The following is a 23598-nucleotide window of genomic DNA, read 5'->3' on the forward strand; positions in this document are numbered from 1 at the left end:
CAGGTCAAGCCCATGGGCCCTGGGAGGCGCGCAGGCCGGTTCGGTAGCTGATTGGCAGTACCAATCGAATCCGACAATCGAGGGCAATGGTTGTTCTCCATCTGACGAAGTAGGAGAATTGCGCGCTCTGTTATCGAATCAGCGATTCTGCATGGCTTTCCTCGCGCTTGGCATTAATCACAAGACCGCTTCGGTGGACGTCCGCGAGCGCGTAGCCTTCACGCCCGACCAGATGGTCGAGGCTTTGCGGCAACTGTGCCGCGTCACTCCGACCCGCGAAGCGGCGATCCTCTCGACCTGCAATCGCAGCGAGCTGTATCTGCAACAGGATCAGGTCGAGGCCGATGCCGTGCTCGCCTGGCTGGCCAATTATCACCGTCTCAGCCTCGACGAGCTCAAGGCATGCGCCTATGTGCATGTCGACGATCAGGCCGTGCGCCACATGATGCGCGTTGCCTCCGGGCTCGACTCGCTGGTGCTGGGCGAACCGCAGATTCTCGGGCAGATGAAGTCGGCCTATGCGGTCGCCCGTGAGGCCGGCAGCGTCGGGCCTCTGCTTGGCCGGTTGTTTCAGGCCACGTTCAGCACCGCGAAGACCGTGCGCACCGACACCGCCATCGGCGAGAACCCGGTTTCGGTGGCGTTTGCCGCGGTCAGTCTGGCGCGGCAGATCTTCAGCAATCTGCAACGCAGCCAGGCCCTGCTGATCGGCGCCGGTGAGACCATCACCCTGGTCGCGCGCCATCTGCACGAGCAGGGCGTGAAGAAGATCGTGGTCGCCAACCGCACCCTCGAGCGGGCCAGCGCGCTGGCCGCCGAGCTAGGGGCGCAGGCGATCCTGCTTGCCGATATCCCGGACGAGTTGCACAACAGCGACATCGTCATCAGCTCCACCGCCAGCCAGTTGCCGATTCTCGGCAAGGGCGCGGTCGAACAGGCGCTGAAGCGACGCAAGCACAAGCCGATGTTCATGGTCGATATCGCCGTGCCGCGGGACATCGAATCGCAGGTCGGCGAGCTGGACGACGTCTATCTGTACACGGTCGACGATCTGCATGAGGTGGTTGCGGAGAACCTCAAGAGTCGCCAGGGCGCGGCCCAGGCCGCCGAGGAGCTGGTCGCGGCTGGCACCGAGGACTTCATGCAGCGCCTGCGCGAGCTGGCCGCAGTTGATGTGCTCAAGGCCTACCGGCAGCACGCCGAGCGCATTCGCGACGACGAGCTGAGCAAGGCTCAGCGTCTGCTGGCCAATGGGGGCAGCGCCGAGGAGGTTCTCGTTCAGCTCGCCCGTGGCCTGACCAACAAACTGCTGCATGCACCCAGCGTGCAACTGAAGAAACTCTCAGCCGAGGGCCGCGTCGAGGCGCTGAGCATGGCCCAGGAACTCTTCGCCCTGCACGAGGGCACGGAAAAACCATGAAAGCTTCGCTGCCGAACAAGCTGGACATCCTGCAGGACCGTTTCGAAGAACTCACCGCACTGCTCGGCGACGCCGAAGTCATCAGCGATCAAAGCCGTTTTCGCGCCTATTCCCGCGAGTACGCCGAAGTCGAGCCGGTGATCGTCGCCTATCGCCAGCTGTGCAAGGTTCAGCAGGATCTCGAGGGCGCTCAGGCGCTGCTCAAGGACAGTGATCCCGACATGCGCGAGATGGCCGAGGAGGAGGTTGCCGAAGCCAAGGCCCAGCTCGAGACGCTTGAAGCCAACCTGCAGCGAATGCTGCTGCCCAAGGACCCCAACGACGGGCGCAACGTGTTCCTCGAGATCCGCGCCGGCACCGGCGGCGACGAGGCGGCGATCTTTGCCGGCGATCTGTTCCGCATGTATTCGCGCTATGCCGAGAAGCAGGGCTGGCGCGTCGAGATCCTCTCCGAGAGTGAGGGCGAGCACGGCGGCTACAAGGAAGTGATTTCCCGCGTCGAGGGTGACAACGTCTACGCCAAGCTCAAGTTCGAATCCGGCGCGCACCGCGTGCAGCGCGTGCCGGAGACCGAATCCCAGGGACGCATTCACACCTCCGCCTGCACCGTGGCGGTGTTACCGGAGCCGGATGAGCAGGCGGCGGTGGAGATCAATCCGGCCGAGCTGCGTATCGACACCTATCGCTCCTCCGGCGCCGGCGGTCAGCACGTCAACAAGACCGACTCGGCGATTCGTATCACGCACCTGCCCACTGGCATTGTGGTCGAGTGTCAGGAAGAGCGTTCGCAGCACAAGAACCGCGTCAAGGCCATGGCCTGGCTCGCCGCCAAGCTGCAGGACCGCCAGGACGCCGCGGCGCACAAGGAAATCTCCGAGACGCGCAAGTTGCTGGTCGGCTCCGGGGATCGCTCCGAACGTATCCGTACCTACAATTTCCCCCAGGGCCGGGTCACCGACCATCGCGTCAACCTGACGCTGTATTCGCTCAACGAAGTGATCGGCGGCGCCGTGGAGCAGGTCATCGAGCCGCTGTTGCAGGAATACCAGGCCGACCAGCTGGCCGCGCTGGGCGACTGATCCTTTTCGCTGCGCTCCGCGCTAAGAGCACCTCATGCCAACCATCGAGTCCCTGCTGCAAAGTGCCGATCTGCCGGACTCGCCGAGCGCCAGGCTGGATGCCGAATGGTTGCTCGCGGCCGCCCTGAACAAGTCGACCAGCTATCTGCGCACCTGGCCGGAGCGCGAGGTGCCGGCAGAGTGCGCCTCGCGCTTTGCTGCTGATCTCGCACGGAGGCGTCAGGGTGAACCGGTCGCCTACATTCTCGGGCGCCAGGGCTTCTGGAGTCTGGAACTTGAAGTGGCAGCGGATACGCTGATCCCCCGGCCTGACACCGAACTGCTGGTGGAGACCGCGCTGCAACTGCTCTCCGCTGCACCGGCCCGGGTGCTCGATCTGGGCACTGGCACCGGCGCGATTGCGCTGGCTCTGGCGACCGAGCGGCCGGCGTGGCAGGTCTGCGGTGTGGACCGTATCGAGGCCGCCGTGAGGCTGGCTGAGCGCAACCGGCTGCGGCTCGGACTGCACAACGCTGCGTTCACCCTGAGCGACTGGTTTGCCGGTCTGAACGGGGAGCGGTTCCAGATGATCGTCAGCAATCCACCCTATATTCCGGCCAGCGACCCGCACCTGCTGCAGGGCGATGTCCGCTTCGAGCCGCAGAGTGCGCTGATCGCGGGTGCGGATGGCCTGGACGACATCCGCACGATCATCGCCCAGGCGGCGGCGCACCTGCAGTCGGGTGGCTGGTTGCTGCTGGAGCACGGTTACGATCAGGCTGAGGCGGTGCACATGCTTTTGCTTTCCCGCGGTTTCGAGGATGTGCAAAGCCGGCTCGATCTGGGTGGGCATGAGCGCATCAGCCTTGGCCGCCTGCCATGATTGCGTTTTGTGAGGTGCTTGGATGCTGAGTGACGAAGAGCTGCTGCGCTACAGCCGGCAGATCCTGCTCAAGCAGGTCGATATCGACGGCCAGTTGCGCCTCAAACAGAGTCGAGTGCTGATCGTCGGGCTTGGCGGGTTGGGCTCGCCGGTAGCGCTCTATCTGGCGGCCGCTGGTGTCGGTGAGCTGCACCTGGCCGACTTCGATGCGCTGGATCTGACCAATCTGCAGCGGCAGATCGCTCACGACACCCCCTCGCTTGGCCTGCACAAGGTCGACTCGGCCATGGCCCGGCTGGGGGCGCTGAACCCCCATGTACAGCTGGTGCCGTATCGCAGCGGGCTGGACGCCGATTCCCTGGATGCGGCAGTGGAGCGGGTCGATCTGGTGCTCGATTGCACGGACAACTTCGCCATTCGCGAAGCGGTCAACGCCGCATGCGTGAAAGCGAAAAAGCCGCTGGTCAGCGGTGCGGCGATCCGTCTCGAGGGGCAGCTTTCGGTGTTCGATCCGCGAGTCGAAACGAGCCCCTGCTACCACTGCCTCTATGGGCACGGTAGCGAAGCCGAGCTGACCTGCAGCGAAGCCGGTGTAGTAGGGCCGCTGGTGGGCATGGTTGGCAGCCTGCAGGCGTTGGAAGCGCTCAAGCTGCTGGTTGGCTTCGGCGAGCCGCTGATTGGTCGACTGCTACTGATCGATGCGCTGTCCAGTCGCTTCCGTGAGTTGCGGGTCAAGCGCGATCCACATTGTGCGGTGTGTGGCGCAAGCCATGGCTGACTGCGCAGCACCGGTCGGCGTCTTCGACTCCGGAGTAGGCGGGCTCTCGGTGCTGCGTGAGATCCGGCAGCGCCTGCCGCATGAGTCGCTGCTCTATCTGGCCGACAGCGCCCATGTCCCCTATGGCGAAAAGAGCCCGGACTACATCCGTGAGCGCTGCCGTGTCATTGCGGCCTTTTTTATCGAGAAGGGCGCGAAGGCGCTGGTGGTGGCCTGCAATACTGCGACCGCCGCTGGCGTCACCGAATTGCGCGAGCTGTATCCGCAATTGCCGATCATCGCCATGGAACCGGCCGTCAAGCCCGCCGCCCAGGCCACGCGAAGTGGTGTCGTCGGCGTGCTGGCGACCACCGGAACGCTGAAGAGCGCCCGCTTTGCCGCGTTGCTCGATCGCTTTGCCGCAGATGTACGGGTGATCACTCAGCCGTGTCCCGGTTTGGTCGAGCGCATCGAGGCAGGCGATCTGAACAGTGCCGAAACGCGCGCCATGCTGATGACGTGGGTCGGGCCGCTGCTGGCACAAGGCTGCGACACGCTGATTCTGGGTTGCACGCATTACCCCTTTATAAGGCCGCTGCTCAGCGAGCTACTGCCTGGAAACGTCCGCCTGATTGATACCGGAGCAGCCGTCGCGCGACACTTGCGCGATCTGCTGGCGGAGCGCCATCTGCTCGCCAGCGGGGTGGCCTCCGAGCATTTCTATTGCAGCGGCGATCCGCGGCGAATGGCCAGCGTGTTGCCTATACTTTGGGGCGAAAACGCGAAAGTCGAGTTTTTCCCCCGCTAGGAACTCCAAGCGCAGCGGGGTTTCTCAAATATGCTGGCACCAAAAAACCAAACAAATGCAGTGTTTGATAAGGAAGTTCTCATGAAAAAACTGTTCTCCCTGGCTGCAGTGGCGGCACTCTCTGTAGGTTCGGTGGCGGCTGCCCATGCCGTAGACTTTACCGTTGCGGTCGGCCAGACCGACGAGTCGACCATGACCTATCGCCTGGGTGCGCAATTCGATTTCGGCACCAGCTGGTTCCAGACCAGCGTGGGCCGACTGACCGGCTACTGGGATGCTGGTTATACCTACTGGGAGGGCGACGAGTCGTCGAGCAATCACAGCATTTCGCTGGCCCCGGTCTTCGTCTACGAGTTCGCTGGTGAATCGGTCAAACCCTATGTCGAGGCAGGCATCGGCGTCGCGGCGTTCGAGAACACCGAGGTTGAGGGCAACGGTCTCGGTTCGTCTTTCCAGTTCGAGGATCGGATCGGTGCGGGCCTGCGCTTCGCCGGTGGCCACGAAGTGGGCGTGCGCGCAATCCACTATTCCAACGCCGGCATCAAGAAGCCGAACGATGGTGTCGAAAGCTACGCCCTGCATTACCGCATGGCGTTCTAAGCGAGTTTTCTCTAGGTGCTGCAGGGCGTTTCGCCAGCCCTGCACTGCCCATAGCGTTCAGCCATATGCCGTGGCGCTGCCCTTGCGCTCTTCGTGGCAATCCTCTGATCCCAGTTCGAACTCCCTGCAGATCAATGGCCGGTTTTCGTAGATCGTGCAGCGCATGCTGTCCCGATCAAGCGCCGCGCACCAGCCGTCCTCCAGGCGCAGCATGACTTCGCCGCCCCAGCTATCGGTGTCGATGTAGCGCTGCGGGACGCCGGTATCGCTGAACAGCAACACTTCGAGTCGGCAGCAGCAGGCCGCGCAGGTGGCGCAGCTCACGCTGGTGTCTTCGAGTTGCTGGTGGGGGATGGTCGAATCGTTCATCGCGCCAGTCTAGTCGATACGCTCGACCAGGCGCCCACTCAGGGCGCCGAGCGGCGGCACCAGCAAAGCCGGTACCACACTTTTACAGCTCTTCGTTCAGCTGCTTGTTGCGCCAACCGTCCCCGCCGGGAAGCAGAAGGTTGAGCAGTAGTGCAATGATCGCGCACAGCGAGATGCCGGACAGAGTGAATTCGCCGTAACCGAATGCCATGCCACCGATGCCGAACACCAGCGTCACCGAGACGATGATCAGGTTGCGTGCCTCGGACAGGTCGACCTGATGACGAATCAACGTGCTCAGACCCACCACGGCAATTGAGCCGAACAGCAGGCAGAGAATGCCACCCATCACTGGAACCGGAATGCTCAGCAAGCCGGCGCCGAATTTGCCAATGAAGGCCAGGGCGATGGCGAAGACCGCTGCCCAGGTCATGATCTTCGGGTTGTAGTTCTTGGTCAGCATCACCGCGCCGGTCACTTCGGCATAGGTGGTATTCGGCGGGCCGCCGAAAAGGCCGGCTGCCGAGGTGGCCACGCCATCGCCCAGCAGCGTGCGGTGCAAGCCTGGCTTCTTGACGTAGTTGTTGCCGGTCACGCTGCCGATGGCCACCACGCCGCCGATGTGCTCGATGGCCGGTGCCAGGGCGACCGGGACCATGAACAGAATGGCGCCGATATTGAACTCCGGCGCGACGAAGTTCGGCATCGCCAGCCAGGGCGCTGCGGCGATACCGCTGGTATCCACCACGCCGAGAGCAAACGACAGCCCGTAGCCGACCGCGACGCCGGCGAGAATCGGTACCAGCCGAAACAAGCCCTTGCCCAACACTGCCACGAGCAGGGTGGTGACCAGCGCCGGCATCGAGATGAACATCGCCGTCTGATAGGGGATCAGCTGGGCACTGCCGTCGCCGGCCTTGCCCATGGCCATGTTCACTGCTACCGGCGACAGTGCCAGACCGATGGAAATGATCACTGGTGCGATGACCACGGGCGGCAACAGGCGGTCAATGAAGCCCGGGCCTTTCAGGCGCACGGCGAAACCGAGCACGATGTACACCAGCCCGGCAGCCATCACGCCGCCCATGACCGCAGGCAGGCCGAACTCGCCCTTGGCAGCGATGATCGGGGCGATGAAGGCGAAGCTCGATGCAAGGAATACTGGCACTTGACGCTTGGTGACCAGCTGGAACAGAAGCGTGCCGAGACCGGCAGTGAACAGAGCGACGTTGGGGTCCATGCCGGTGATCAGTGGCATCAGCACCAGTGCGCCGAAGGCGACGAACAGCATTTGCGCGCCGGCCAGTACCTGCCGGCCTACCGGCTCCTCGGGATGCGACATGCTCAGATGTCCTTCTGCTTGGTGCCGAAGATCTTGTCACCGGCATCGCCCAGGCCCGGAACGATATAGCCGTGCTCATCCAGGCGCTGGTCGATGGAGGCGGTGAAGATCAGCACGTCGGGGTGCGCCTTCTCGACGGCGGCGATGCCTTCCGGTGCGGCGACCAGGACCAGGGCGCGTATCTCCTTGCAGCCCGCCTTTTTCAGCATGTCGATGGTGGCGACCATCGAACCGCCGGTAGCGAGCATCGGGTCGATGATGATCGCCAGGCGCTGTTCGATTTCCGGAACCAGCTTTTCCAAATAGGTCTGCGCCTGCAGCGTCTCTTCATTGCGGGCGATGCCGACCGCGCTGACTTTGGCGCCGGGGATAAGGCTGAGCACGCCATCGAGCATGCCGATGCCGGCCCGCAGAATCGGTACTACGGTAATCTTCTTGCCGGAGATCTTTTCCACCTGCACCGGGCCGCACCAGCCGTCGATGCTGTAGTGTTCCAGCGGGAGATCCGAAGTCGCTTCATAAGTGAGGATCGAGCCCACTTCCTGCGCCAGTTCACGGAAGTTCTTGGTGCTGATGTCTGCACGGCGCATCAGGCCGAGCTTGTGGCGGATCAGCGGGTGGCGGATCTCTCGAATGGGCATTGTGGGCTCCGGCGGGCAAATAAACCGGCTTAGATTAAAGCATCGTCGGGTCAGCGGCTATTCGCGTGTCATCCGGCCAGCAGACTTGCTGCGCACGGCGAGGGTGGGTATCTTCCCCGCCCTTTCGCGAACGGCCGAAAATCGGCTGTTTGGTCAGGTTTTTCGCTGTCCGGGTTCGCCTGGCATCACGGCGATTCAACCGCTCGAGCTGCCAGCCCCGGCTGGTGCTCCCAACTAAACTCTCTGGGGGAATCGCTTCATGTCCGTCGATCTCGCACATATCCGCCAAGTCATGGCCGAGGCAGACTGTCTGTACACCGAGGAGCAAGTCGAAGCGGCGATCGCCAAGGTTGCCGAAACCATCAACGTCGAGCTGGCCGAGCGCAATCCGGTGGTGTTCTGCGTCATGAATGGCGGGCTGATCTTCTCCGGCAAATTGGTGCCGAAGCTGAACTTCCCCCTCGAGTTGTCCTACCTGCATGCGACCCGTTACCGCAACGAGACCAGCGGCGGCGAGCTGTTCTGGAAGGCCAAGCCGGAGATTTCCTTCATCGATCGCGACGTGCTGATCATCGATGACATCCTGGATGAGGGGCACACGCTGGGCGCAATCATCGATTTCTGCCGTCATGCCGGGGCTGCCGCCGTGCATACCGCAGTGCTGATTGACAAGGACCACCAGCGCAAGGCGCGCCCGGATCTGAAAGCGGACTACGTTGGGCTCAGCTGCATCGACCGCTATATCTTTGGTTACGGGATGGACTACAAGGGCTACTGGCGCAACGCCCCGGGTATCTACGCCGTAAAAGGTATGTAAGCGTCTCGGCGGGGCTTATTGTCATGCGCGCCCGCAATGGGTGCGCAGCGACGTAGCCGCGACGATTCGCCGTCCCGGCGACAGCCATGCGCGCTTCGATCTGGGAGCTACAGCGGTTACGTTTCGATTGGCCCCATTGCGCTTCCTAAAGTAACGCAGCGGCGGTGTGCCCACGCCTGATCCGCTCGTTGTCGGGCTGGCTGCCTTTCGTGGTTCACAATGCCGGCTGCCTTGATCCAGACGGATTGGGCTGCCTTATCGGCGTGATGAATACTACTTTCGGATAACCAGCCGACATTTCTCCATTCCAACCGCACGAAAGGCTCTGCGGCGGGCTTTGCGCTGCTAGCGTTCACGGCTAAGCTCAGAACGTCCTTAATACGCATGGCCGAACGAAATCACGCTGAAAGCCACTGCTGGAAAGGCTATTCATACTAAAGGATTACAAGCTAAATCAAACCTTAGTGCGCTTAACCCTCCTTCTACGTCTGGGTAGGGTTGACGCACTTCGAACCAACCAGGAGCGCCTCATGACAAAAACAACAAGGCAAGGATTCTTCCAGCCCAAGACACTGGCCCTTGCCGTTGCGCTGGGCACTGCTGCACCGGCTTACGCAGTCAATTTCAATATCGGGGAGCTTGAGGGGCAGTTCGACTCGTCCATGTCTGTGGGCGCCAGCTGGTCCATGGCGGACAGGGACATGGATCTGGTCGGCTTGGCCAATGGAGGAACTGGCTATACCCAGACAGGGGATGATGGGCGGCTTAACTTCAAGAAGGGCGAAACCTTTTCCAAGATTTTCAAAGGTGTCCATGATCTTGAGCTTCGTTATCGCGATAGCGGCGCCTTTATTCGTGGTAAGTACTGGTATGACTTCGAACTGAAGGATGAAAACCGTCTGTTCAAGGATATCAGCGACAGCAACCGGAAAGAGGCGGCTCAATCATCGGGTGCGCAGATTCTGGACGCGTTTCTTTATCACAACTATGCGATTGGTGATTTGCCGGGGACCGTGCGTCTCGGAAAGCAAGTAGTGAGCTGGGGTGAAAGTACTTTTATTGGTAACAGCATCAACTCAATCAACCCATTGGATGCGGCCGCTTTCCGTCGCCCCGGTGCTGAAATCAAGGAAGGCCTGATTCCTGTCAATATGCTCTACGTCTCGCAGAGTCTGACTGATCGACTCAGCATGGAGGCGTTCTATCAGCTCGAGTGGGATCAAACGATCATCGACAATTGCGGCACCTTCTACGCCAGTAATGACGTTGCAGCCGATGGTTGCGATGATAATTACACGGTCCTATCTGCTGCTCAGCGCGACGCTATCATTGGTGCTGGGGTTACGATTGATCAGCTAAATGCATTGATCGGTGCCGACTATTATGCCGGCCTGGACGATCTAGGCATTATCGTGGGGCCTGAAGGTGTAACAGTTCCGCGTGGTGGTGACCGGGATGCTCGAGATTCCGGCCAGTATGGATTTGCGTTTCGGTGGCTGGGTGACGTGGCCGAATACGGTCTGTATTTCATGAACTACCACAGCCGTACGCCAACCGTCGGCTACCAGAATGCATCCGCCGCTGAGATCCAGGCGTTGTTAGGGCTTCTCGGTACTCCGTCTCCAGGCGGTCCGCTTCCATCAGGGGCGGCCTTCAGCGGCCTGGCATCTGCCGCTTTGCTAAGCAACGGCGAGTACTATCTCGAGTATCCGGAAGATATCCGCTTGTATGGCGCAAGCTTTTCTACGACCTTGCCAACAGGCACAGCGTGGTCTGGTGAAATCAGCTATAGGCCAAACCTTCCGGTAGCTCTCAACTCTACATATACCACCGGATTGCTTGCTACCGGCATCGGCGGTTCCATTGCTACCGGTGACTTCGCGGGTGCGATCGGCCAGGCGGGTATCGAACATCGGGGCTATAACCGCAAGGAAGTCACTCAGCTACAGACCACGTTTACGCACTTCTTCGATCAGGTCTTGGGCGCTCAGCGAGTCACCGTAGTGGGTGAGATCGGCTATGCACATGTTGGTGGGCTGGAAAGTAAGAGCGAGCTTCGTTACGGTCGTGACTCCATTTATGGTCTGGATACGCCAGAGTATGGGAATGATGGCTTCGTAACCGCCAACTCCTGGGGTTATCGCCTGCGCGCCATTGCGGACTACGACAACGTCTTTGCCGGCATCAACTTCAAGCCCAACCTGTCGTTCTCCCACGATGTTGACGGTTATGGCCCGAACGGCCTGTTCAACGAAGGCTCCAAAGCGGTCAGCATTGGTCTGGATGCCGAATACCAAAACATGTACACCGCCAGCCTGTCCTACACCGACTTCTTCGGCGGCGACTACAACACGCTGGTTGATCGCGACTTCCTCGCGTTCAGCGTGGGCGTGAACTTCTAAGGAGACCCGCGCTGTGTCCGGCCGATGAGGAAGGTCGGCCGGACTACGACGGTAAGCAAGGCCTCCGGTAAACAAGATCAAGAGGAACTGGAATCGTATGAAAACAACAAGAAAGCTATTCAGTGTCTTGGCCTTCTCTCTGCTCGCCAGCAGTGTGATGGCCGCGGTTTCCCCCGAAGAAGCCGCCAAGCTCGGAACGTCCCTCACGCCGCTGGGTGCGGAGAAGGCTGGTAACGCAGACGGCACCATTCCGGAGTGGACCGGTGGCCTGAAAACCGATGCCGCGCCGCTCAAGAATGGTCATCTGACCAACCCCTTCAAGGACGAACAACCCAAGTTCGTGATCACCGCGCAGAACGCCGAGCAGTACAAAGACAAGCTGACCGCAGGTCAGATGGCTATGCTCAAGCGTTATCCTGAAACGTACAAGATTCGTGTATTCCCCACTCACCGTACTGCTGCAGTTCCGGATGCAATCTACGAGGCTGCTAAGAAAAGCGCGCTGAATACGGAGCTGGTTTCCAATGGCAATGGCTTAGGCAATTTCACGGAAAGCCGTTTCTACGCATTCCCAATTCCAAAAAACGGCTTGGAGATAGTTTGGAACCACATTACCCGATATCGCGGTGAGAATGGCCGCCGAAATATCGTTCAGGCCACGCCCCAGGTTGATGGAAGCTACAATCTTGTGCACTTCGAGGATGAAGCCGCCTATCCAAGTTATATGCCTGATTTGGACGCAGAACGTGCAGAGAACGCGCTGTTGTTTTTTAAACAGCGTGTGACAGCTCCATCTCGTCTGGCAGGTAACGTACTGCTGGTGCATGACTCGCTGGATCAGGTCAAGGAGCCTCGTCAGGCATGGATCTACAACGCTGGCCAGCGCCGTGTACGCCGCGCTCCTCAAGTGGCATATGACGGGCCGGGTACCGCTTCAGATGGCATGCGTACCACCGATAACTTTGATATGTTCAGCGGCGCACCTGATCGCTACGACTGGAAGCTAATCGGCAAGAAGGAAGTATTCATCCCGTACAACAGCTTTGAGATTAGCTCTAGCGATCTCAAATACTCCGACGTGATTCGTGCAGGGCATGTAAATCAAGATTTAGCACGTTATGAGTTGCATCGAGTGTGGGAAATCGAAGCGACCCTAAAGCAAGGTGAGCGTAATATCTACGGAAAAAGACGCTTCTACGTAGATGAGGATAGTTGGACTATCGTTCAATCGGAGCTCTATGACGGCCGCGGGCAACTGTGGCGGGTCGGTGAAGGCCATATGGTTCAGTACTACCAACACAAGATTCCCGCTTTCGCATTCGAAGCGCTCTATGATGTAATTTCTGGCAGATACATCGTCAACGGCATGAGCAATGAGGAGAAACCTCATGAATTTGGCTATCGTGCGTCCGCTCGGGACTTCACGCCGGCTGCCCTGCGTAACGCAGGGGTGCGCTGATCGACTGACATTTAACCTGTGAATAAGGCGGCCAAGTGGCCGCCTTTTTTTTTGCTGCGAACCAGTGGATGATAATTTCCATTCGGTGCCCGAGGTCAGGACGATCGCATCGCTGGAACACCGAGCCCAATATGCGACGTGTGCAACGACAAGGCTGGCGTTTCGGCTGCCCGTGGTAACGATCGAGCGCAATGCCTGGCACAGACCGCGCTGTGTTTCAATGGACTGATTCGAACAAGAGAACCTTTGCCATGTCCGTACGCTTCATTCCTGATGCGCTCAGTGCAGAGGCAGGTGCCGTAGAGCAACTCGCATCCATTCCTCGGCTGCCGCCGCTGCATATCGACCGGCCCAGGCTGGTTCGTGCGCTGCTCGATACCGATTGCCGTCTGCGCCTGATCTGCGCCCCAGCCGGGTTTGGCAAGACCGTGCTGATGAGCGAGTGCGCGCGCTTGGTGCCTCCGGGCACACGCCTGGTGTGGCTGGATCTCGGCGGGCGGGCATGTACGGTTCAGGCGCTGTACGGCCAGTTGAGCGATGCGTTGGGGGAGCGGACGGGCAAGGATGATCGTTCCGAGAACGGCATGCTGGCGCTGCTGCGACAAGTCCGGCAGCCGCTGTGGATCATGCTCGACGACTACCCGCGTGATTACAGCCCGGAACTCGATGCTTGCATTGATATGTTGTTGGACATGGGGCCGGCACAAATCAGTTGGTGGGTATCCAGTCGCCGCCAGCCAGCGTGGAAGCTTCCACGGCTCCTGCTGCAAGGGCACCTTCTGGAGCTGGAGGCGGAAGCGCTGGCGTTCACCGCCGAAGAGCTCGAGCAACTCCTGAACGTCCATCGTCTGACGCTCTCGCCCGAGACTTTTCAGCAATTGCATCGTGTGATGGAGGGGTGGCCGGCTGGAGTCTGTCTGATGTTGCTCCACGCCGATGAGCAGGCGTTGCGTGAGCGTCTGGTTGCCGGAACGCCATTGCTGCGTGATTACGTCCAGCGTGAGGTCATGGCTGGACTGAGCGATGAAGTGCGGCGGGCCATGCTGGCACTGGCGCGTATGCCGCGTTTCTCGGCAGAGCTCTGCGACCATGTGCTCGACGGTGTTGGTCGCGAAATCCTCGATATCCTCAAGACGCTCCAGCTCTTCATTCGGCAGATCGACAATTGCGGTGAGTGGTTTCGCCTGTGGAAGCCGCTGGCGCTGATGCTGCAGCGCTCCGCAGAAACGACCGCTCCGACCCAGGCCCATCTGCGTGCCTGTCAGTGGTTCGCCAGTCGCGGCGAGATGCGCGAGGCGGTAGAGCATGCATTATGGGCCGGCCAGCCTGAGGTCGCTGCCAACTACCTGCAGCGTTACGGACAGGAACAGCTGCTGATCGGCGATAACGTATCGCGCTTTCTGAAATGGCGAAGCGAGCTGCCACAGGACCTGTTCGCCAGCACCACGCGCCTGATCGTCTTGCAGGGCTGGGCGCTGATCATTTCGGCGCGACTTGATGAAGTGGATGACTGTCTGGCCGAGCTGGCCAAGTTCTTCCCCCAACCCGATGCGCGCCGGCAAGCCCAGTTATTGGCTCAGTGGCAGGCCCTTCGGGGGTTTCTGGCCCGCCTGCGCGGTGAGCCTGAGGCACGCCAGAACTGCCTGCAGGCGCTCGAGGTACTGTCCGATCACGCCTGGGCGCAGCGCGTGCTCTGTTATCAGGTGCTTACGCAGCAAGCGATGGCCGAAGGTGAGCTCGAGCTTGCCCAGCAATACAACAGCGAAGGCATGAAACTCGCACGGCTGAAAGGTAGCGTGCTCTACGAAGTGATGCTCAGCGTCGATCGAATCCAGTTGCTTGAGCTCACCGGTGAGTTCGAGCGTGCGGTCGGCGTGCTCAACGAGACACTCCAGGCGTTGAGTGACTCCGTCCGGCGCAGCCCTCTCATCGGCAGGCTGCAACTGCTGCAGGGGCATCTGCTGGCTTACCAGGGGCTCGACGAGCCGGCGCAGGAGGCATATCAGCTCGGTAAGGCGGAGACCGAAACCTGTGGTGATTCCTACTGTTTCTTCGGTTATGTCGGGCTTGCCGAGCTTGCCGCGCGCAGTCACGAGTTTGCCTGCGCCTATCACTGGCTGCGGGACGCCGAGCGCCTGTCTCAGTGGCGACATGTACCTGAGGCGAGATTCCGCGGCATCCTGCCGCTGATAAACGGCGTGGCCTGGCTGCATCAGGGCGAGCTGCGCAAGGCGCGTGGTGCGCTGTATCAGGTACTGGAACTGTATGAAGGACGGGGTTACCTGTCGCCGTCCGGATTTTACGAGCTGTTGCCTCGGGTGCGGCGCTATCTGGCGGTCATCGATGTGCTCGAGGGACAGCCAGCACGAGCGATCACAGCCTTGCGTGAGCAGATCGAGCAGAACCTGCTTGCCCAGCGTCTGGGGCTGGCATGCGAGTGTCGTTTCAGTCTGGCGGAAGCGTTACAGGCCGATGACCAGGTCGCCGAGGCGGAGCTGGAGCTGCGTCTGGCGCTCAGCGAGGCCGCGCGTCAGCATCTGGTCAAGCCCTTGTACGAACTACAGTATCGGCAGCCGCAATGGCTGGCGCGAGTGCTACCCGCAGCGAAGGGCGAATCGCTTCGGCAGCGGCTGCTGAGCTACGAGCGTGAGCCGGAAATGACGCTCCCGGCAGCGGATGAAACGGTGCTCAGCAACCGCGAACTGACGGTGTTGCGGCTGATCGCCCAGGGGTGCTCGAACCAGGAGATTGCCGAACAGCTGTTCATATCCCTACATACCGTGAAGACCCACGCGCGCAGGATCAACACGAAGCTGGGCGTCGCGCGCCGTACTCAGGCGGTGGCGAAGGCCAAAGCGCTGGCCTGGCTCTGAGAGCAAGCAGTCATCCAAGGGGTCATTCATCGTCGCGCCTGAAACAGCAAAGTTCAGGAGCGCCGATTCGCTGCAAGCCTGGCGGCTGTCAGACGAAGATGGATTCTTGTTTTTGTTGGGTAAGTTTCGGGGCGGAGCGGCGCAACCTGCAGGCAGTCAGGTTGATGACATTACACTGGTGCGGGTTGCAAGCCTCCGTGGGACATCCGTTGTGGTAACTGCTCGCCGCGCTCGATGGCCAGACTGACTTGCAGGCTGGTGATGAGTCGCTGCAATTGCTGTTGATCGCGCCATTGGTCGGCACTGATGTAACGCTTCACTGCAACGCCTTCCGAGCCCGTCAATGTCAGCAGAATGCTGCCATCGGGCTTCTCGATGCTGAAGTTGACGTTGTAGCGCGGACGAAACACATCACTGATCTTCTGAAATGGACTCGTCATGCCTGGATACCTGTGTGAGGGGTTGCCAGCAATGGACCAGGCAAGGCGATGACAAGTTTCCCGGGCGCAACGGCTTGACCGCCGCAAAATGTCGCGGGCATACCTGCCATCTCATCTCATTTCATGCCTGCGCAGTCAGCTCCGTCAGAACATCGGGGCTGCTCTTGAATGCCTTGGCAAACACCTCGCGGTGCCTGGCCATGTAGATGCCGATGTCTTCGGCTTGCTGTTCGCTCAGCGACGGCGAAGCTTGCTGCAGCACCGCAGCTAGCGCCTCTGCCAGCTCAAGCATCTTGTCGTGACGATCGGCTTCGGCTTTATCCATGAACAAGCGCTCCAGGTCCCGACTGCTGCGGTACACCACTTCGACGGCCATTTACCACCTCGGTCATTGGCAGATTGATACTGTTTATTTGTACAGCATAAGCGGCTGCGGCGAAGATTGAAAGTCTGCGCAGGAAGCGGACTTTCGTCAGTTCTCGAATCGGCCTTGCACGCGCTCGGCCCGAAACTCCAGTGTGGCGGCGCGGTAACCGGCGCGCAGCAGCGGTAGCGGCAGGCAGGATTCCCAGCTTGCGCCGGGCTGCAGACCACCTCCCCCCTGGTAGTCCGGTGCATCGTAGGCGCGTCGCGCCAGGTTGGTGCGCGAGCCCGGCGCATAGGCGGCGACTTCCCACTGCAGGCTCTGCAACTTCTTGTCGGTGTGATTGTGCAGGCGCACATGCAGCGGCTGCCCGCCGGCGCAGCGACGAGGGTCGTGAGTCAGCTGAATTTCGATACGAGCGAGCAACTGCTCTTCGCGATGCTCCTGCCAGAGTACCCAGCCAGCGACCAAGGCAAGGCCGAGCACGGCACCCAGTGAAATGGGTACGGCCCTGAATGGATATCGGATCAGCAGCACCAGCCAGGTCAGGATGAGCAGAGCGCCAATCAGCATGGTCGAGTACCGACGATCAGGTGGTTGGGCAGCATGAACGTTCTCCGTTGCGATGGGGGCATGCTAACCCGTGGCGGCGGACCCCGGGCAACAACGAAGTGGCAAGCATTTGTCGCAGGATGTCAGTCGTCCACTTTGCTGCGGCTGGCCAGACGTTCCAGTGCAGCGCGAAGCTTGGGGTCGCGGATGCCATCAGCTGCCGCCTGAATGCTGTCGGCGGCGTTGCTCGAAAGCGGTTGCGTACGCGCCGGCGTGTGCCTGGGCGGGGGCGGTGGCTGTACCTTGAACTGGATACGCGTCAGGCCGGCGAACTCTTCGAGCACTTCCAGTTGACGTTGCAGACGCCGCTGCTGATAGCGCAGCCGTGTCGCCCAGTGGCCGTCAGTGACGATAAGCAGCAGACAACCTTCGCGCCAGGATGCCACGCGGCAGTGTTCGCGTGCTGCGGGCTGCAACTGGCTCTCCAGCAGCTGTTGCAGACGATCGAGCCGAAGGGCTTCGCCGAACAAAGCTCTGAGCGGCTTCGCTTCGCGCAACAATGAGGCAGGAGCACGAGCCGGCGACGGGCGAAAGGCCATGATGGTCCGAGATGCTTGGTAGAAACGTGAATGGTAGCAGAAGCCGGTCAGGGGAATATCCTGCAGCCTCCGGCTTTGGCGTGCTGCGCAAATGCCCAGCCTAGAGGGTTTATCGCCTGCCAGCTGCGAATATACAGGTACCCGGTAGCGCGTCCGTTGCGTCATGGCGCTGCGCAGTCAGGCACCTTTCCTCACTGCCGTTTCCGAGTAGAATGGCCCCTTTGCACGCAGCCGTGACCTCGCGGACGTGCCTCCATCCCCAGCATGGAAGTCTTTGTCGATATGTTTGCGCCTTTATTGAAGAAACTCTTTGGAAGCAAGAATGAGCGTGAGGTCAAACGCATGCTCAAGGCGGTGCAGTCCGTCAATGCCCTCGAAGAGCAGATGCTGTCGCTCTCCGACGAGCAACTGCGCAGCAAGACCGAAGAGTTCAAGGCCCGTCTCGAGAAAGGCGAAACCCTCGATCAGATCCTCCCCGAAGCATTCGCCGTCTGCCGCGAAGCGGGCAAGCGCGTCATGGGCATGCGCCACTTCGATGTACAGTTGATCGGTGGCATGACCCTGCACGAAGGGCGCATCGCCGAGATGCGTACCGGTGAAGGCAAGACCCTGGTGGCTACCCTGGCCGTTTACCTCAATGCGCTGGCCGGCAAAGGTGTGCACGTAGTCACGGTCAACGACTACCTGGCGCGACGCGATGCCAACTGGATGCGCCCGCTGTACGAATTCCTCGGCCTCTCGGTCGGCATCGTTACCCCGTTCCAGCCGCCTGAAGAAAAGCGTGCAGCCTACGCCGCCGACATCACCTATGGCACCAACAACGAGTTCGGCTTCGACTACCTGCGTGACAACATGGCGTTCAGCCTGCAGGAAAAGAACCAGCGCGAACTCAACTTCGCTGTGATCGACGAAGTCGACTCCATCCTGATCGACGAAGCGCGCACGCCGCTGATCATTTCCGGCCAGGCTGAAGACAGCTCCAAGCTGTACCAGCAGATCAACCTGCTCATTCCACGCCTTACCCAGCACATCGAGGAAGAGGAGGGAGTCGTTACTCAGGAAGGGCATTTCTCCATCGATGAGAAAACCCGCCAGGTCGAGCTGAACGAACAGGGTCACCAGTATATCGAGGAGCTTCTGACCCAGGCCGGTCTGCTGGCCGAGGGCGAAAGCCTCTATTCGGCGCATAACCTCGGTTTGCTGACACATGTGTATTCTGGCCTGCGCGCCCACAAGCTGTTCCATCGCAACGTCGAATACATCGTGCAGAACAACCAGGTGCTGCTGATCGACGAGCACACCGGCCGCACCATGCCTGGCCGTCGTCTTTCCGAAGGCCTGCACCAGGCCATCGAAGCGAAGGAAGGCCTGCAGATTCAGCCGGAGAGCCAGACCCTGGCTTCGACCACCTTCCAGAACTACTTCCGCCTGTACAAGAAGCTGGCCGGCATGACCGGTACCGCCGACACCGAAGCGTTTGAATTCCAGCAGATCTACAACCTGCCGGTGGTGGTCATCCCGACCAATAGGCCGCTGGCGCGCAAGGACTTCAACGACCTGGTCTATCTAACCCAGGAGGAGAAGTTCGCCGCGATCATCTCCGACATCAAGGAGTGCCGGGAGCAGGGCCGTCCGGTGCTGGTCGGTACAGCCACCATCGAGTCCTCCGAATACGTGTCGCGCCTGCTGGAGGCCGAAGGTTTCGAGCACAAGGTGCTCAACGCCAAGCACCACGACAAGGAAGCCGAGATCATCGCCCAGGCAGGGCGCCCCGGTGCCGTGACCATCGCCACCAACATGGCCGGCCGTGGTACCGACATCCTGCTGGGCGGCAACTGGGAAGTGGAAGTCGCGGCGCTGGACAACCCGACCGAAGAACAGGTCGCGCAGATCAAGGCGGATTGGCAGAAGCGTCACCAGCAGGTCCTCGAGGCGGGCGGCCTGCACGTGATTGCATCCGAGCGTCATGAATCCCGTCGTATCGACAACCAGTTGCGCGGTCGTGCAGGTCGTCAGGGTGACCCGGGTTCGAGCCGTTTCTATCTGTCGCTGGAAGACAGCCTGATGCGCATCTTCGCCTCTGATCGGGTGAAGAACTTCATGAAGGCGCTGGGCATGGAGTCCGGCGAGGCCATCGAGCACCGCATGGTCACCAACGCCATTGAAAAGGCGCAGCGCAAGGTTGAAGGCCGCAACTTCGACATGCGCAAGCAGCTGCTCGAGTACGACGACGTGGCCAACGAGCAGCGCAAGGTGATCTACCACATGCGCAATAGCCTGCTCGCAGCCGATGAAATCGGCCAGACCATCGCCGAATTCCGCCAGGAGGCGCTGGACGCCGCGATCAGCGCGCACATTCCGCCGCAGTCGCTACCGGAACAGTGGGATATCCCGGGCCTGGAAGCGGTGCTCTACAGCGATTTCGGTACGCGTCTGCCGGTCCAGCAGTGGCTCGACGAGGACGAGAAACTCTACGAGGAAACGCTGCGCGAGCGCATTCTCGAAGCGCTGTTGGCCGCCTACAACGAGAAGGAAGAGCTGGCTGGCGTCGAGGCACTGCGTTCCTTCGAGAAGCAGATCGTGCTGCGTGTGCTGGATGATCTGTGGAAAGACCACCTCTCCACCATGGACCACCTGCGTCACGGCATCCACCTGCGCGGCTACGCGCAGAAGAACCCGAAGCAGGAATACAAGCGCGAGTCCTTCACGCTGTTCCAGGATCTGCTTGAATCGATCAAGCGCGACAGCATCCGCGTGCTGTCCCATGTGCAGGTTCGTCGCGAAGATCCGGCCGAAGAAGAAGCCCGTCTGCGCCGCGAAGCTGAGGAGCTGGCCAAGCGCATGCAGTTCCAGCATGCCGAGGTGTCCGCGCTGGATCAGCCGGAGGAGGAGCCCGAGGTCGAAGGTCAGGCCGACGTCGCCGCGGCGCCGGTGCGTACCGAACCGAAGATCGGTCGCAACGAGCCTTGCCCGTGCGGATCGGGCAAGAAGTACAAGCATTGCCACGGGCAGGTTCAGTAAGTCCGACCTCGCCTGATGATTCCGCGCCGCGACCGGCTTCTGCCGCTCGCGGCGTTTTTGTCGCAACCCCTCTCTCGGCCTGTTGGCCATCCATTGTTCTGAAGGAGCGCATCCATGGCTGTCGGTCTTGGTCCTTTACCTACTCTGCACCCGGTACCCGGTTTCGAACTCGGCATCGCTTCGGCCGGCATCAAGCGACCAGGGCGTAAGGACGTAGTGATCATGCGCTGTGCCGAGGGCTCCCGTGTCGCCGGCGTGACCACCACCAACGCCTTTTGCGCTGCCCCCGTGCTCGTCACCCGCGAACGCATGCACGGGCCGGTGCGTTACCTGCTGACCAACACCGGTAACGCCAATGCCGGCACCGGCCCGCAAGGTCTTGCCGACGCCCGCCACACCTGTGCGGCCCTCGCGGCCATCACCGGAATCGACGAGACGGCCGTGTTGCCCTTTTCGACTGGCGTGATCGGCGAGCCGCTGCCGGTACAGAAGATCGAGTCGGCATTGCAGCCTGCACTCGACGATCTGTCGCCGGACCACTGGGCCGAGGCCGCGACCGGCATCATGACCACCGATACGCTGCCCAAGGGCGCCAGCCGTCAGTTCCAGCACGATGGCGTGACGGTAACCGTCACCGGCATCAGCAAGGGTGCCGGCATGATCCGCCCGAACATGGCGACCATGCTTGGCTATATCGCCACCGACGCCAAGGTTGCCGGCAGTGTGCTGCAGGACCTGGTGCGCGATGCGGCGAACAAGTCCTTCAACCGCATCACCATCGACGGTGATACCTCCACCAACGATTGCTGCATGCTGATCGCCACCGGCCAGGCGGCGCTGCCGGAGATCACCTCCGCCTCCGGCGAGCTGTTCGGCAAGCTCAGGCAGGCGGTACTGGAGGTCTTCATGGAAGTGGCTCAGGCCATCGTTCGCGATGGCGAAGGCGCGACCAAGTTCGTCACTGTTCGGGTCAACGGCGGTGGCAATCATCAGGAGTGCCTGGACGTCGCCTACGCCGTCGCGCATTCGCCGCTGATCAAGACTGCGCTGTTCGCCTCCGACCCCAACTGGGGCCGCATCCTCGCTGCGGTCGGCTACGCCGGCGTGCCAGACCTGGACGTGAGCAAGATCGATGTGTTCCTCGGCGAGGTCTGCATCGCCAGCCAGGGCGGGCGCTCGCCCAGCTACACGGAAGAGCAGGGCGCGGCGGTAATGGCCCGTGAGGAAATCACCATCCGTATCGAACTCGGACGTGGAGACTGCAGCGAGACCATCTGGACCACCGACCTGTCCCACGAGTACGTGAAGATCAACGCCGAATACCGGACCTGATCGAATACTGCCCTTAGCTATCCCGTTGTGCATGGCCCCATGTGCAACGGGAATTGCCATTTGCGCTTGCCGCGCTTTAACGTCCGCTGACTCTTCCGAAGGCAACTCGAGGTGCATCGGTCATGGCTCTGCAACTGGTAGTCGGCGACAAGAACTATTCATCCTGGTCACTGCGCGCCGCGCTGGCAGTGGAACTGTCCGGCGCTGCGTGCGAACAGGTTCCGGTCTCACTCTATCGGCCAGACAGCCGAGCCCGGCTGCTCGGTTATTCGCCGACCGGCAAGGTGCCGGTGCTTCTGACCGAGGACGGCCCGGTGTGGGATTCGCTGGCAATCGCCGAATACCTGGCAGAGCAGTTCCCTGATGCAAACCTGTGGCCGCGCGAGCGCTATGCGCGAGCATTGGCGCGAAGTATCTGCGCGGAGATGCACAGCGGCTTTCAGGCACTGCGCAGCCATCTGCCGATGGATATGGCGCGCGTCCAGGCCTTGCCCGAGCTTCCCGATGCAGTGCAGGCAGACATCGAGCGAATCTGCGCCATCTGGAGCGATTGCCGCGAGCGCTTTGGCCGGAGTGGTGATTATCTGTTTGGCCAGCCAAGCATTGCCGACGCCTTCTATGCGCCGGTGGCTTCGCGCCTGCGCAGTTATCAGGTGGCCTTGCCAGCTGCCGCAGCAAGCTACGTCGAGACGATCCATCAGTGGCCGGCTTTTCAGCGCTGGCATCGGAGTGCCCTGCAGGAAGTGCGAAAGTGAAACGAATCCATGTCGCCGCAGCCGTCATTCGTGGTGCCGACGGGCGCGTACTGATCGCCAAGCGCCCGCTCGACAAGCACCAGGGTGGGTTGTGGGAATTTCCGGGCGGCAAGGTCGAGGCTGGTGAGCGCGTCGAGGCGGCGCTGGCGCGTGAGTTGCTGGAGGAGCTGGGCATCGTAGTTACCGCGGCGCAGCCGTTGATCCAGGTGCGCCACAATTATCCGGATAAGCAGGTGCTGCTCGATGTCTGGGAGGTGCAGGCGTTTACCGGTGAACCCCACGGGGCGGAAGGCCAGCCGCTGATGTGGGTGACGGCCGATCAGCTGACGAACTACAGCTTCCCGGCTGCGAATCAGCCGATCGTCGCGGCTGCGTGCTTGCCGCACCGCTATCTGATAACGCCGGATGGCCTCGCCCCGCAACGGTTGCTCGAAGGACTGGCGCGAGCGCTGGATGATGGCATTCGGCTGATCCAGCTGCGTGTGCCGTCGCTACCGCCTACCGCCTACCGTGCGTTGGCAGAGCGGGCGCTGCCCTTGTGCGAGGGGCGGGCTCAGCTGATGCTCAAGGGCCCGCTACAGTGGGCATGCGACTATCCCGAGGCTGGCTGGCATCTGACCGCCGATCAGCTGCGTGAGCATGCGGGGCGGGAACGACCGATCGCGGCGAACCGCTGGTTGGCGGCGTCCTGTCACGATGCCGAGGAGCTGGCGCTGGCAGCCGCATTGGGAGTAGATTTCGTCACGTTGTCGCCAGTGCTGGCGACCGCCAGCCATCCGGATGCCTCACCGTTGGGCTGGGCGCAGGTCGTGGATTTGCTGCTAGGCTTCGACCGACCGGCCTACCTGCTGGGCGGACTTCAGGCGTCCGACCTGTCCCCGGCACGCCAGGCAGGTGCGCAGGGTGTCGCTGCGATTCGAGCGTTCTGGCCGGATTGAACGGCTGGCGCTGATGCAGGTCACTGGCGATGCTGCTGTAAACCCGATAAATGTGTCTTCGATAGATTAAAGCAATCGCGGTCATTCCCTTAATCAATTAACGGTATGCTGCTGGCTGCGTTATCGTAGGCCCCGTCAAAGTTTCTGAACCCCCTAAAGGAGTTAGCA

Annotated in this window: 21 protein-coding genes; 14 read left to right on the forward strand and 7 right to left on the reverse strand. The window is 61.1% G+C overall.

The window, feature by feature from the left end:
* Nucleotides 1–151 precede the first annotated feature (151 nt).
* From hemA to IEG05_RS18065, 6 genes are all read left to right on the forward strand, one after another.
* Nucleotides 152–1420 (forward strand): glutamyl-tRNA reductase, encoded by a 1269-nt coding sequence (gene hemA / locus IEG05_RS18040; protein ID WP_014819346.1) that lies wholly within the window; start codon nucleotides 152–154, stop codon nucleotides 1418–1420.
* Nucleotides 1417–2499, forward strand: a complete 1083-nt coding sequence (gene prfA / locus IEG05_RS18045) for a peptide chain release factor 1 (protein WP_191122471.1) — start codon at nucleotides 1417–1419, stop codon at nucleotides 2497–2499. The genes hemA and prfA overlap by 4 nt, the downstream gene beginning before the upstream one ends.
* Before the next feature lie 34 nt (nucleotides 2500–2533).
* Entirely contained in the window at nucleotides 2534–3361 is an 828-nt protein-coding gene (gene prmC / locus IEG05_RS18050) for a peptide chain release factor N(5)-glutamine methyltransferase (protein WP_046622410.1), read from the forward strand.
* Nucleotides 3362–3383: 22 nt separating this feature from the next.
* Complete coding sequence (locus tag IEG05_RS18055; RefSeq protein WP_046622414.1) at nucleotides 3384–4139, forward strand: molybdopterin-synthase adenylyltransferase MoeB; 756 nt, start codon at nucleotides 3384–3386, stop codon at nucleotides 4137–4139.
* Nucleotides 4132–4926, forward strand: coding sequence for a glutamate racemase (murI, locus tag IEG05_RS18060; protein ID WP_046622416.1), 795 nt, complete (start codon nucleotides 4132–4134; stop codon nucleotides 4924–4926). The genes IEG05_RS18055 and murI overlap by 8 nt, the downstream gene beginning before the upstream one ends.
* Nucleotides 4927–5007: 81 nt before the next feature.
* Complete coding sequence (locus IEG05_RS18065; protein WP_046622418.1) at nucleotides 5008–5526, forward strand: acyloxyacyl hydrolase; 519 nt, start codon at nucleotides 5008–5010, stop codon at nucleotides 5524–5526.
* A 57-nt stretch (nucleotides 5527–5583) separates the two neighbouring features.
* Here IEG05_RS18065 and IEG05_RS18070 read toward each other — a convergent pair whose 3' ends face one another.
* The 3 genes from IEG05_RS18070 to upp all read right to left on the reverse strand — a co-directional run bounded on the left by IEG05_RS18070 (nucleotide 5584) and on the right by upp (nucleotide 7878).
* A complete protein-coding gene (locus IEG05_RS18070) occupies nucleotides 5584–5895 on the reverse strand; it encodes a YkgJ family cysteine cluster protein (RefSeq protein ID WP_003284787.1) in 312 nt (103 codons plus the stop codon).
* Between the two features lie 82 nt (nucleotides 5896–5977).
* Nucleotides 5978–7237, reverse strand: a complete 1260-nt coding sequence (locus IEG05_RS18075; protein ID WP_046621102.1) for a uracil-xanthine permease family protein — start codon at nucleotides 7235–7237, stop codon at nucleotides 5978–5980.
* Between the two features lie 2 nt (nucleotides 7238–7239).
* On the reverse strand, nucleotides 7240–7878 hold the full coding sequence (gene upp / locus IEG05_RS18080) for a uracil phosphoribosyltransferase (protein WP_013983760.1): 639 nt from the start codon (nucleotides 7876–7878) through the stop codon (nucleotides 7240–7242).
* Nucleotides 7879–8137: 259 nt separating this feature from the next.
* Between upp and IEG05_RS18085 the strand changes: the two genes are divergently transcribed.
* The 4 genes from IEG05_RS18085 (at nucleotide 8138) to IEG05_RS18100 (ending at nucleotide 15429) form a co-directional block, all read left to right on the forward strand.
* Entirely contained in the window at nucleotides 8138–8695 is a 558-nt protein-coding gene (locus IEG05_RS18085) for a hypoxanthine-guanine phosphoribosyltransferase (RefSeq protein WP_046621100.1), read from the forward strand.
* A gap of 530 nt (nucleotides 8696–9225) precedes the next feature.
* Nucleotides 9226–11097: a DUF1302 domain-containing protein gene (locus IEG05_RS18090; RefSeq protein ID WP_046621097.1), complete on the forward strand. Its 1872-nt coding sequence runs from the start codon at nucleotides 9226–9228 to the stop codon at nucleotides 11095–11097.
* 97 nt (nucleotides 11098–11194) lie between these two features.
* Nucleotides 11195–12556 carry a DUF1329 domain-containing protein gene (locus tag IEG05_RS18095; RefSeq protein WP_191122472.1) on the forward strand — a complete coding sequence of 454 codons (1362 nt, stop codon included), beginning with the start codon at nucleotides 11195–11197 and terminating at the stop codon, nucleotides 12554–12556.
* A gap of 251 nt (nucleotides 12557–12807) precedes the next feature.
* Nucleotides 12808–15429, forward strand: coding sequence for a LuxR C-terminal-related transcriptional regulator (locus tag IEG05_RS18100; protein WP_191122473.1), 2622 nt, complete (start codon nucleotides 12808–12810; stop codon nucleotides 15427–15429).
* A 170-nt stretch (nucleotides 15430–15599) separates the two neighbouring features.
* Here IEG05_RS18100 and IEG05_RS18105 read toward each other — a convergent pair whose 3' ends face one another.
* The 4 genes from IEG05_RS18105 to IEG05_RS18120 all read right to left on the reverse strand — a co-directional run bounded on the left by IEG05_RS18105 (nucleotide 15600) and on the right by IEG05_RS18120 (nucleotide 17384).
* On the reverse strand, nucleotides 15600–15869 hold the full coding sequence (locus tag IEG05_RS18105; RefSeq protein WP_042922310.1) for a DUF3509 domain-containing protein: 270 nt from the start codon (nucleotides 15867–15869) through the stop codon (nucleotides 15600–15602).
* Between the two features lie 121 nt (nucleotides 15870–15990).
* On the reverse strand, nucleotides 15991–16245 hold the full coding sequence (locus IEG05_RS18110; protein WP_191122474.1) for a YebG family protein: 255 nt from the start codon (nucleotides 16243–16245) through the stop codon (nucleotides 15991–15993).
* Between the two features lie 96 nt (nucleotides 16246–16341).
* On the reverse strand, nucleotides 16342–16806 hold the full coding sequence (locus IEG05_RS18115) for a multidrug transporter (protein WP_191122475.1): 465 nt from the start codon (nucleotides 16804–16806) through the stop codon (nucleotides 16342–16344).
* Nucleotides 16807–16928: 122 nt separating this feature from the next.
* Entirely contained in the window at nucleotides 16929–17384 is a 456-nt protein-coding gene (locus IEG05_RS18120) for a DciA family protein (protein ID WP_023444086.1), read from the reverse strand.
* A gap of 282 nt (nucleotides 17385–17666) precedes the next feature.
* Here IEG05_RS18120 and secA point away from each other — a divergent pair, with 282 nt between their 5' ends.
* The 4 genes from secA (at nucleotide 17667) to IEG05_RS18140 (ending at nucleotide 23430) form a co-directional block, all read left to right on the forward strand.
* Nucleotides 17667–20405 carry a preprotein translocase subunit SecA gene (secA, locus tag IEG05_RS18125; RefSeq protein WP_023444087.1) on the forward strand — a complete coding sequence of 913 codons (2739 nt, stop codon included), beginning with the start codon at nucleotides 17667–17669 and terminating at the stop codon, nucleotides 20403–20405.
* Nucleotides 20406–20519: 114 nt separating this feature from the next.
* Entirely contained in the window at nucleotides 20520–21737 is a 1218-nt protein-coding gene (gene argJ, locus IEG05_RS18130; RefSeq protein ID WP_191122476.1) for a bifunctional glutamate N-acetyltransferase/amino-acid acetyltransferase ArgJ, read from the forward strand.
* Nucleotides 21738–21859: 122 nt separating this feature from the next.
* Nucleotides 21860–22492, forward strand: coding sequence for a glutathione S-transferase family protein (locus tag IEG05_RS18135; RefSeq protein ID WP_191122477.1), 633 nt, complete (start codon nucleotides 21860–21862; stop codon nucleotides 22490–22492).
* Nucleotides 22489–23430 carry a Nudix family hydrolase gene (locus IEG05_RS18140; RefSeq protein ID WP_191122478.1) on the forward strand — a complete coding sequence of 314 codons (942 nt, stop codon included), beginning with the start codon at nucleotides 22489–22491 and terminating at the stop codon, nucleotides 23428–23430. Before IEG05_RS18135 ends, IEG05_RS18140 begins: the two co-directional genes overlap by 4 nt.
* Nucleotides 23431–23598: the final 168 nt, after the last annotated feature.

The sequence above is a fragment of the Stutzerimonas kunmingensis genome (assembly GCF_014764705.1).
Lineage (GTDB): Bacteria > Pseudomonadota > Gammaproteobacteria > Pseudomonadales > Pseudomonadaceae > Stutzerimonas.

Bases quoted from the DNA above. Each gene is read 5' to 3' on its own strand.
- hemA (WP_014819346.1), top strand. From the start codon at position 152: ATGGCTTTCCTCGCGCTTGGCATTAATCACAAGACCGCTTCGGTGGAC.
- prfA (WP_191122471.1), top strand. From the start codon at position 1,417: ATGAAAGCTTCGCTGCCGAACAAGCTGGACATCCTGCAGGACCGTTTC.
- prmC (WP_046622410.1), top strand. From the start codon at position 2,534: ATGCCAACCATCGAGTCCCTGCTGCAAAGTGCCGATCTGCCGGACTCG.
- IEG05_RS18055 (WP_046622414.1), top strand. From the start codon at position 3,384: ATGCTGAGTGACGAAGAGCTGCTGCGCTACAGCCGGCAGATCCTGCTC.
- murI (WP_046622416.1), top strand. From the start codon at position 4,132: ATGGCTGACTGCGCAGCACCGGTCGGCGTCTTCGACTCCGGAGTAGGC.
- IEG05_RS18065 (WP_046622418.1), top strand. From the start codon at position 5,008: ATGAAAAAACTGTTCTCCCTGGCTGCAGTGGCGGCACTCTCTGTAGGT.
- IEG05_RS18070 (WP_003284787.1), bottom strand. From the start codon at position 5,895: ATGAACGATTCGACCATCCCCCACCAGCAACTCGAAGACACCAGCGTG.
- IEG05_RS18075 (WP_046621102.1), bottom strand. From the start codon at position 7,237: ATGTCGCATCCCGAGGAGCCGGTAGGCCGGCAGGTACTGGCCGGCGCG.
- upp (WP_013983760.1), bottom strand. From the start codon at position 7,878: ATGCCCATTCGAGAGATCCGCCACCCGCTGATCCGCCACAAGCTCGGC.
- IEG05_RS18085 (WP_046621100.1), top strand. From the start codon at position 8,138: ATGTCCGTCGATCTCGCACATATCCGCCAAGTCATGGCCGAGGCAGAC.
- IEG05_RS18090 (WP_046621097.1), top strand. From the start codon at position 9,226: ATGACAAAAACAACAAGGCAAGGATTCTTCCAGCCCAAGACACTGGCC.
- IEG05_RS18095 (WP_191122472.1), top strand. From the start codon at position 11,195: ATGAAAACAACAAGAAAGCTATTCAGTGTCTTGGCCTTCTCTCTGCTC.
- IEG05_RS18100 (WP_191122473.1), top strand. From the start codon at position 12,808: ATGTCCGTACGCTTCATTCCTGATGCGCTCAGTGCAGAGGCAGGTGCC.
- IEG05_RS18105 (WP_042922310.1), bottom strand. From the start codon at position 15,869: ATGACGAGTCCATTTCAGAAGATCAGTGATGTGTTTCGTCCGCGCTAC.
- IEG05_RS18110 (WP_191122474.1), bottom strand. From the start codon at position 16,245: ATGGCCGTCGAAGTGGTGTACCGCAGCAGTCGGGACCTGGAGCGCTTG.
- IEG05_RS18115 (WP_191122475.1), bottom strand. From the start codon at position 16,806: ATGCTGATTGGCGCTCTGCTCATCCTGACCTGGCTGGTGCTGCTGATC.
- IEG05_RS18120 (WP_023444086.1), bottom strand. From the start codon at position 17,384: ATGGCCTTTCGCCCGTCGCCGGCTCGTGCTCCTGCCTCATTGTTGCGC.
- secA (WP_023444087.1), top strand. From the start codon at position 17,667: ATGTTTGCGCCTTTATTGAAGAAACTCTTTGGAAGCAAGAATGAGCGT.
- argJ (WP_191122476.1), top strand. From the start codon at position 20,520: ATGGCTGTCGGTCTTGGTCCTTTACCTACTCTGCACCCGGTACCCGGT.
- IEG05_RS18135 (WP_191122477.1), top strand. From the start codon at position 21,860: ATGGCTCTGCAACTGGTAGTCGGCGACAAGAACTATTCATCCTGGTCA.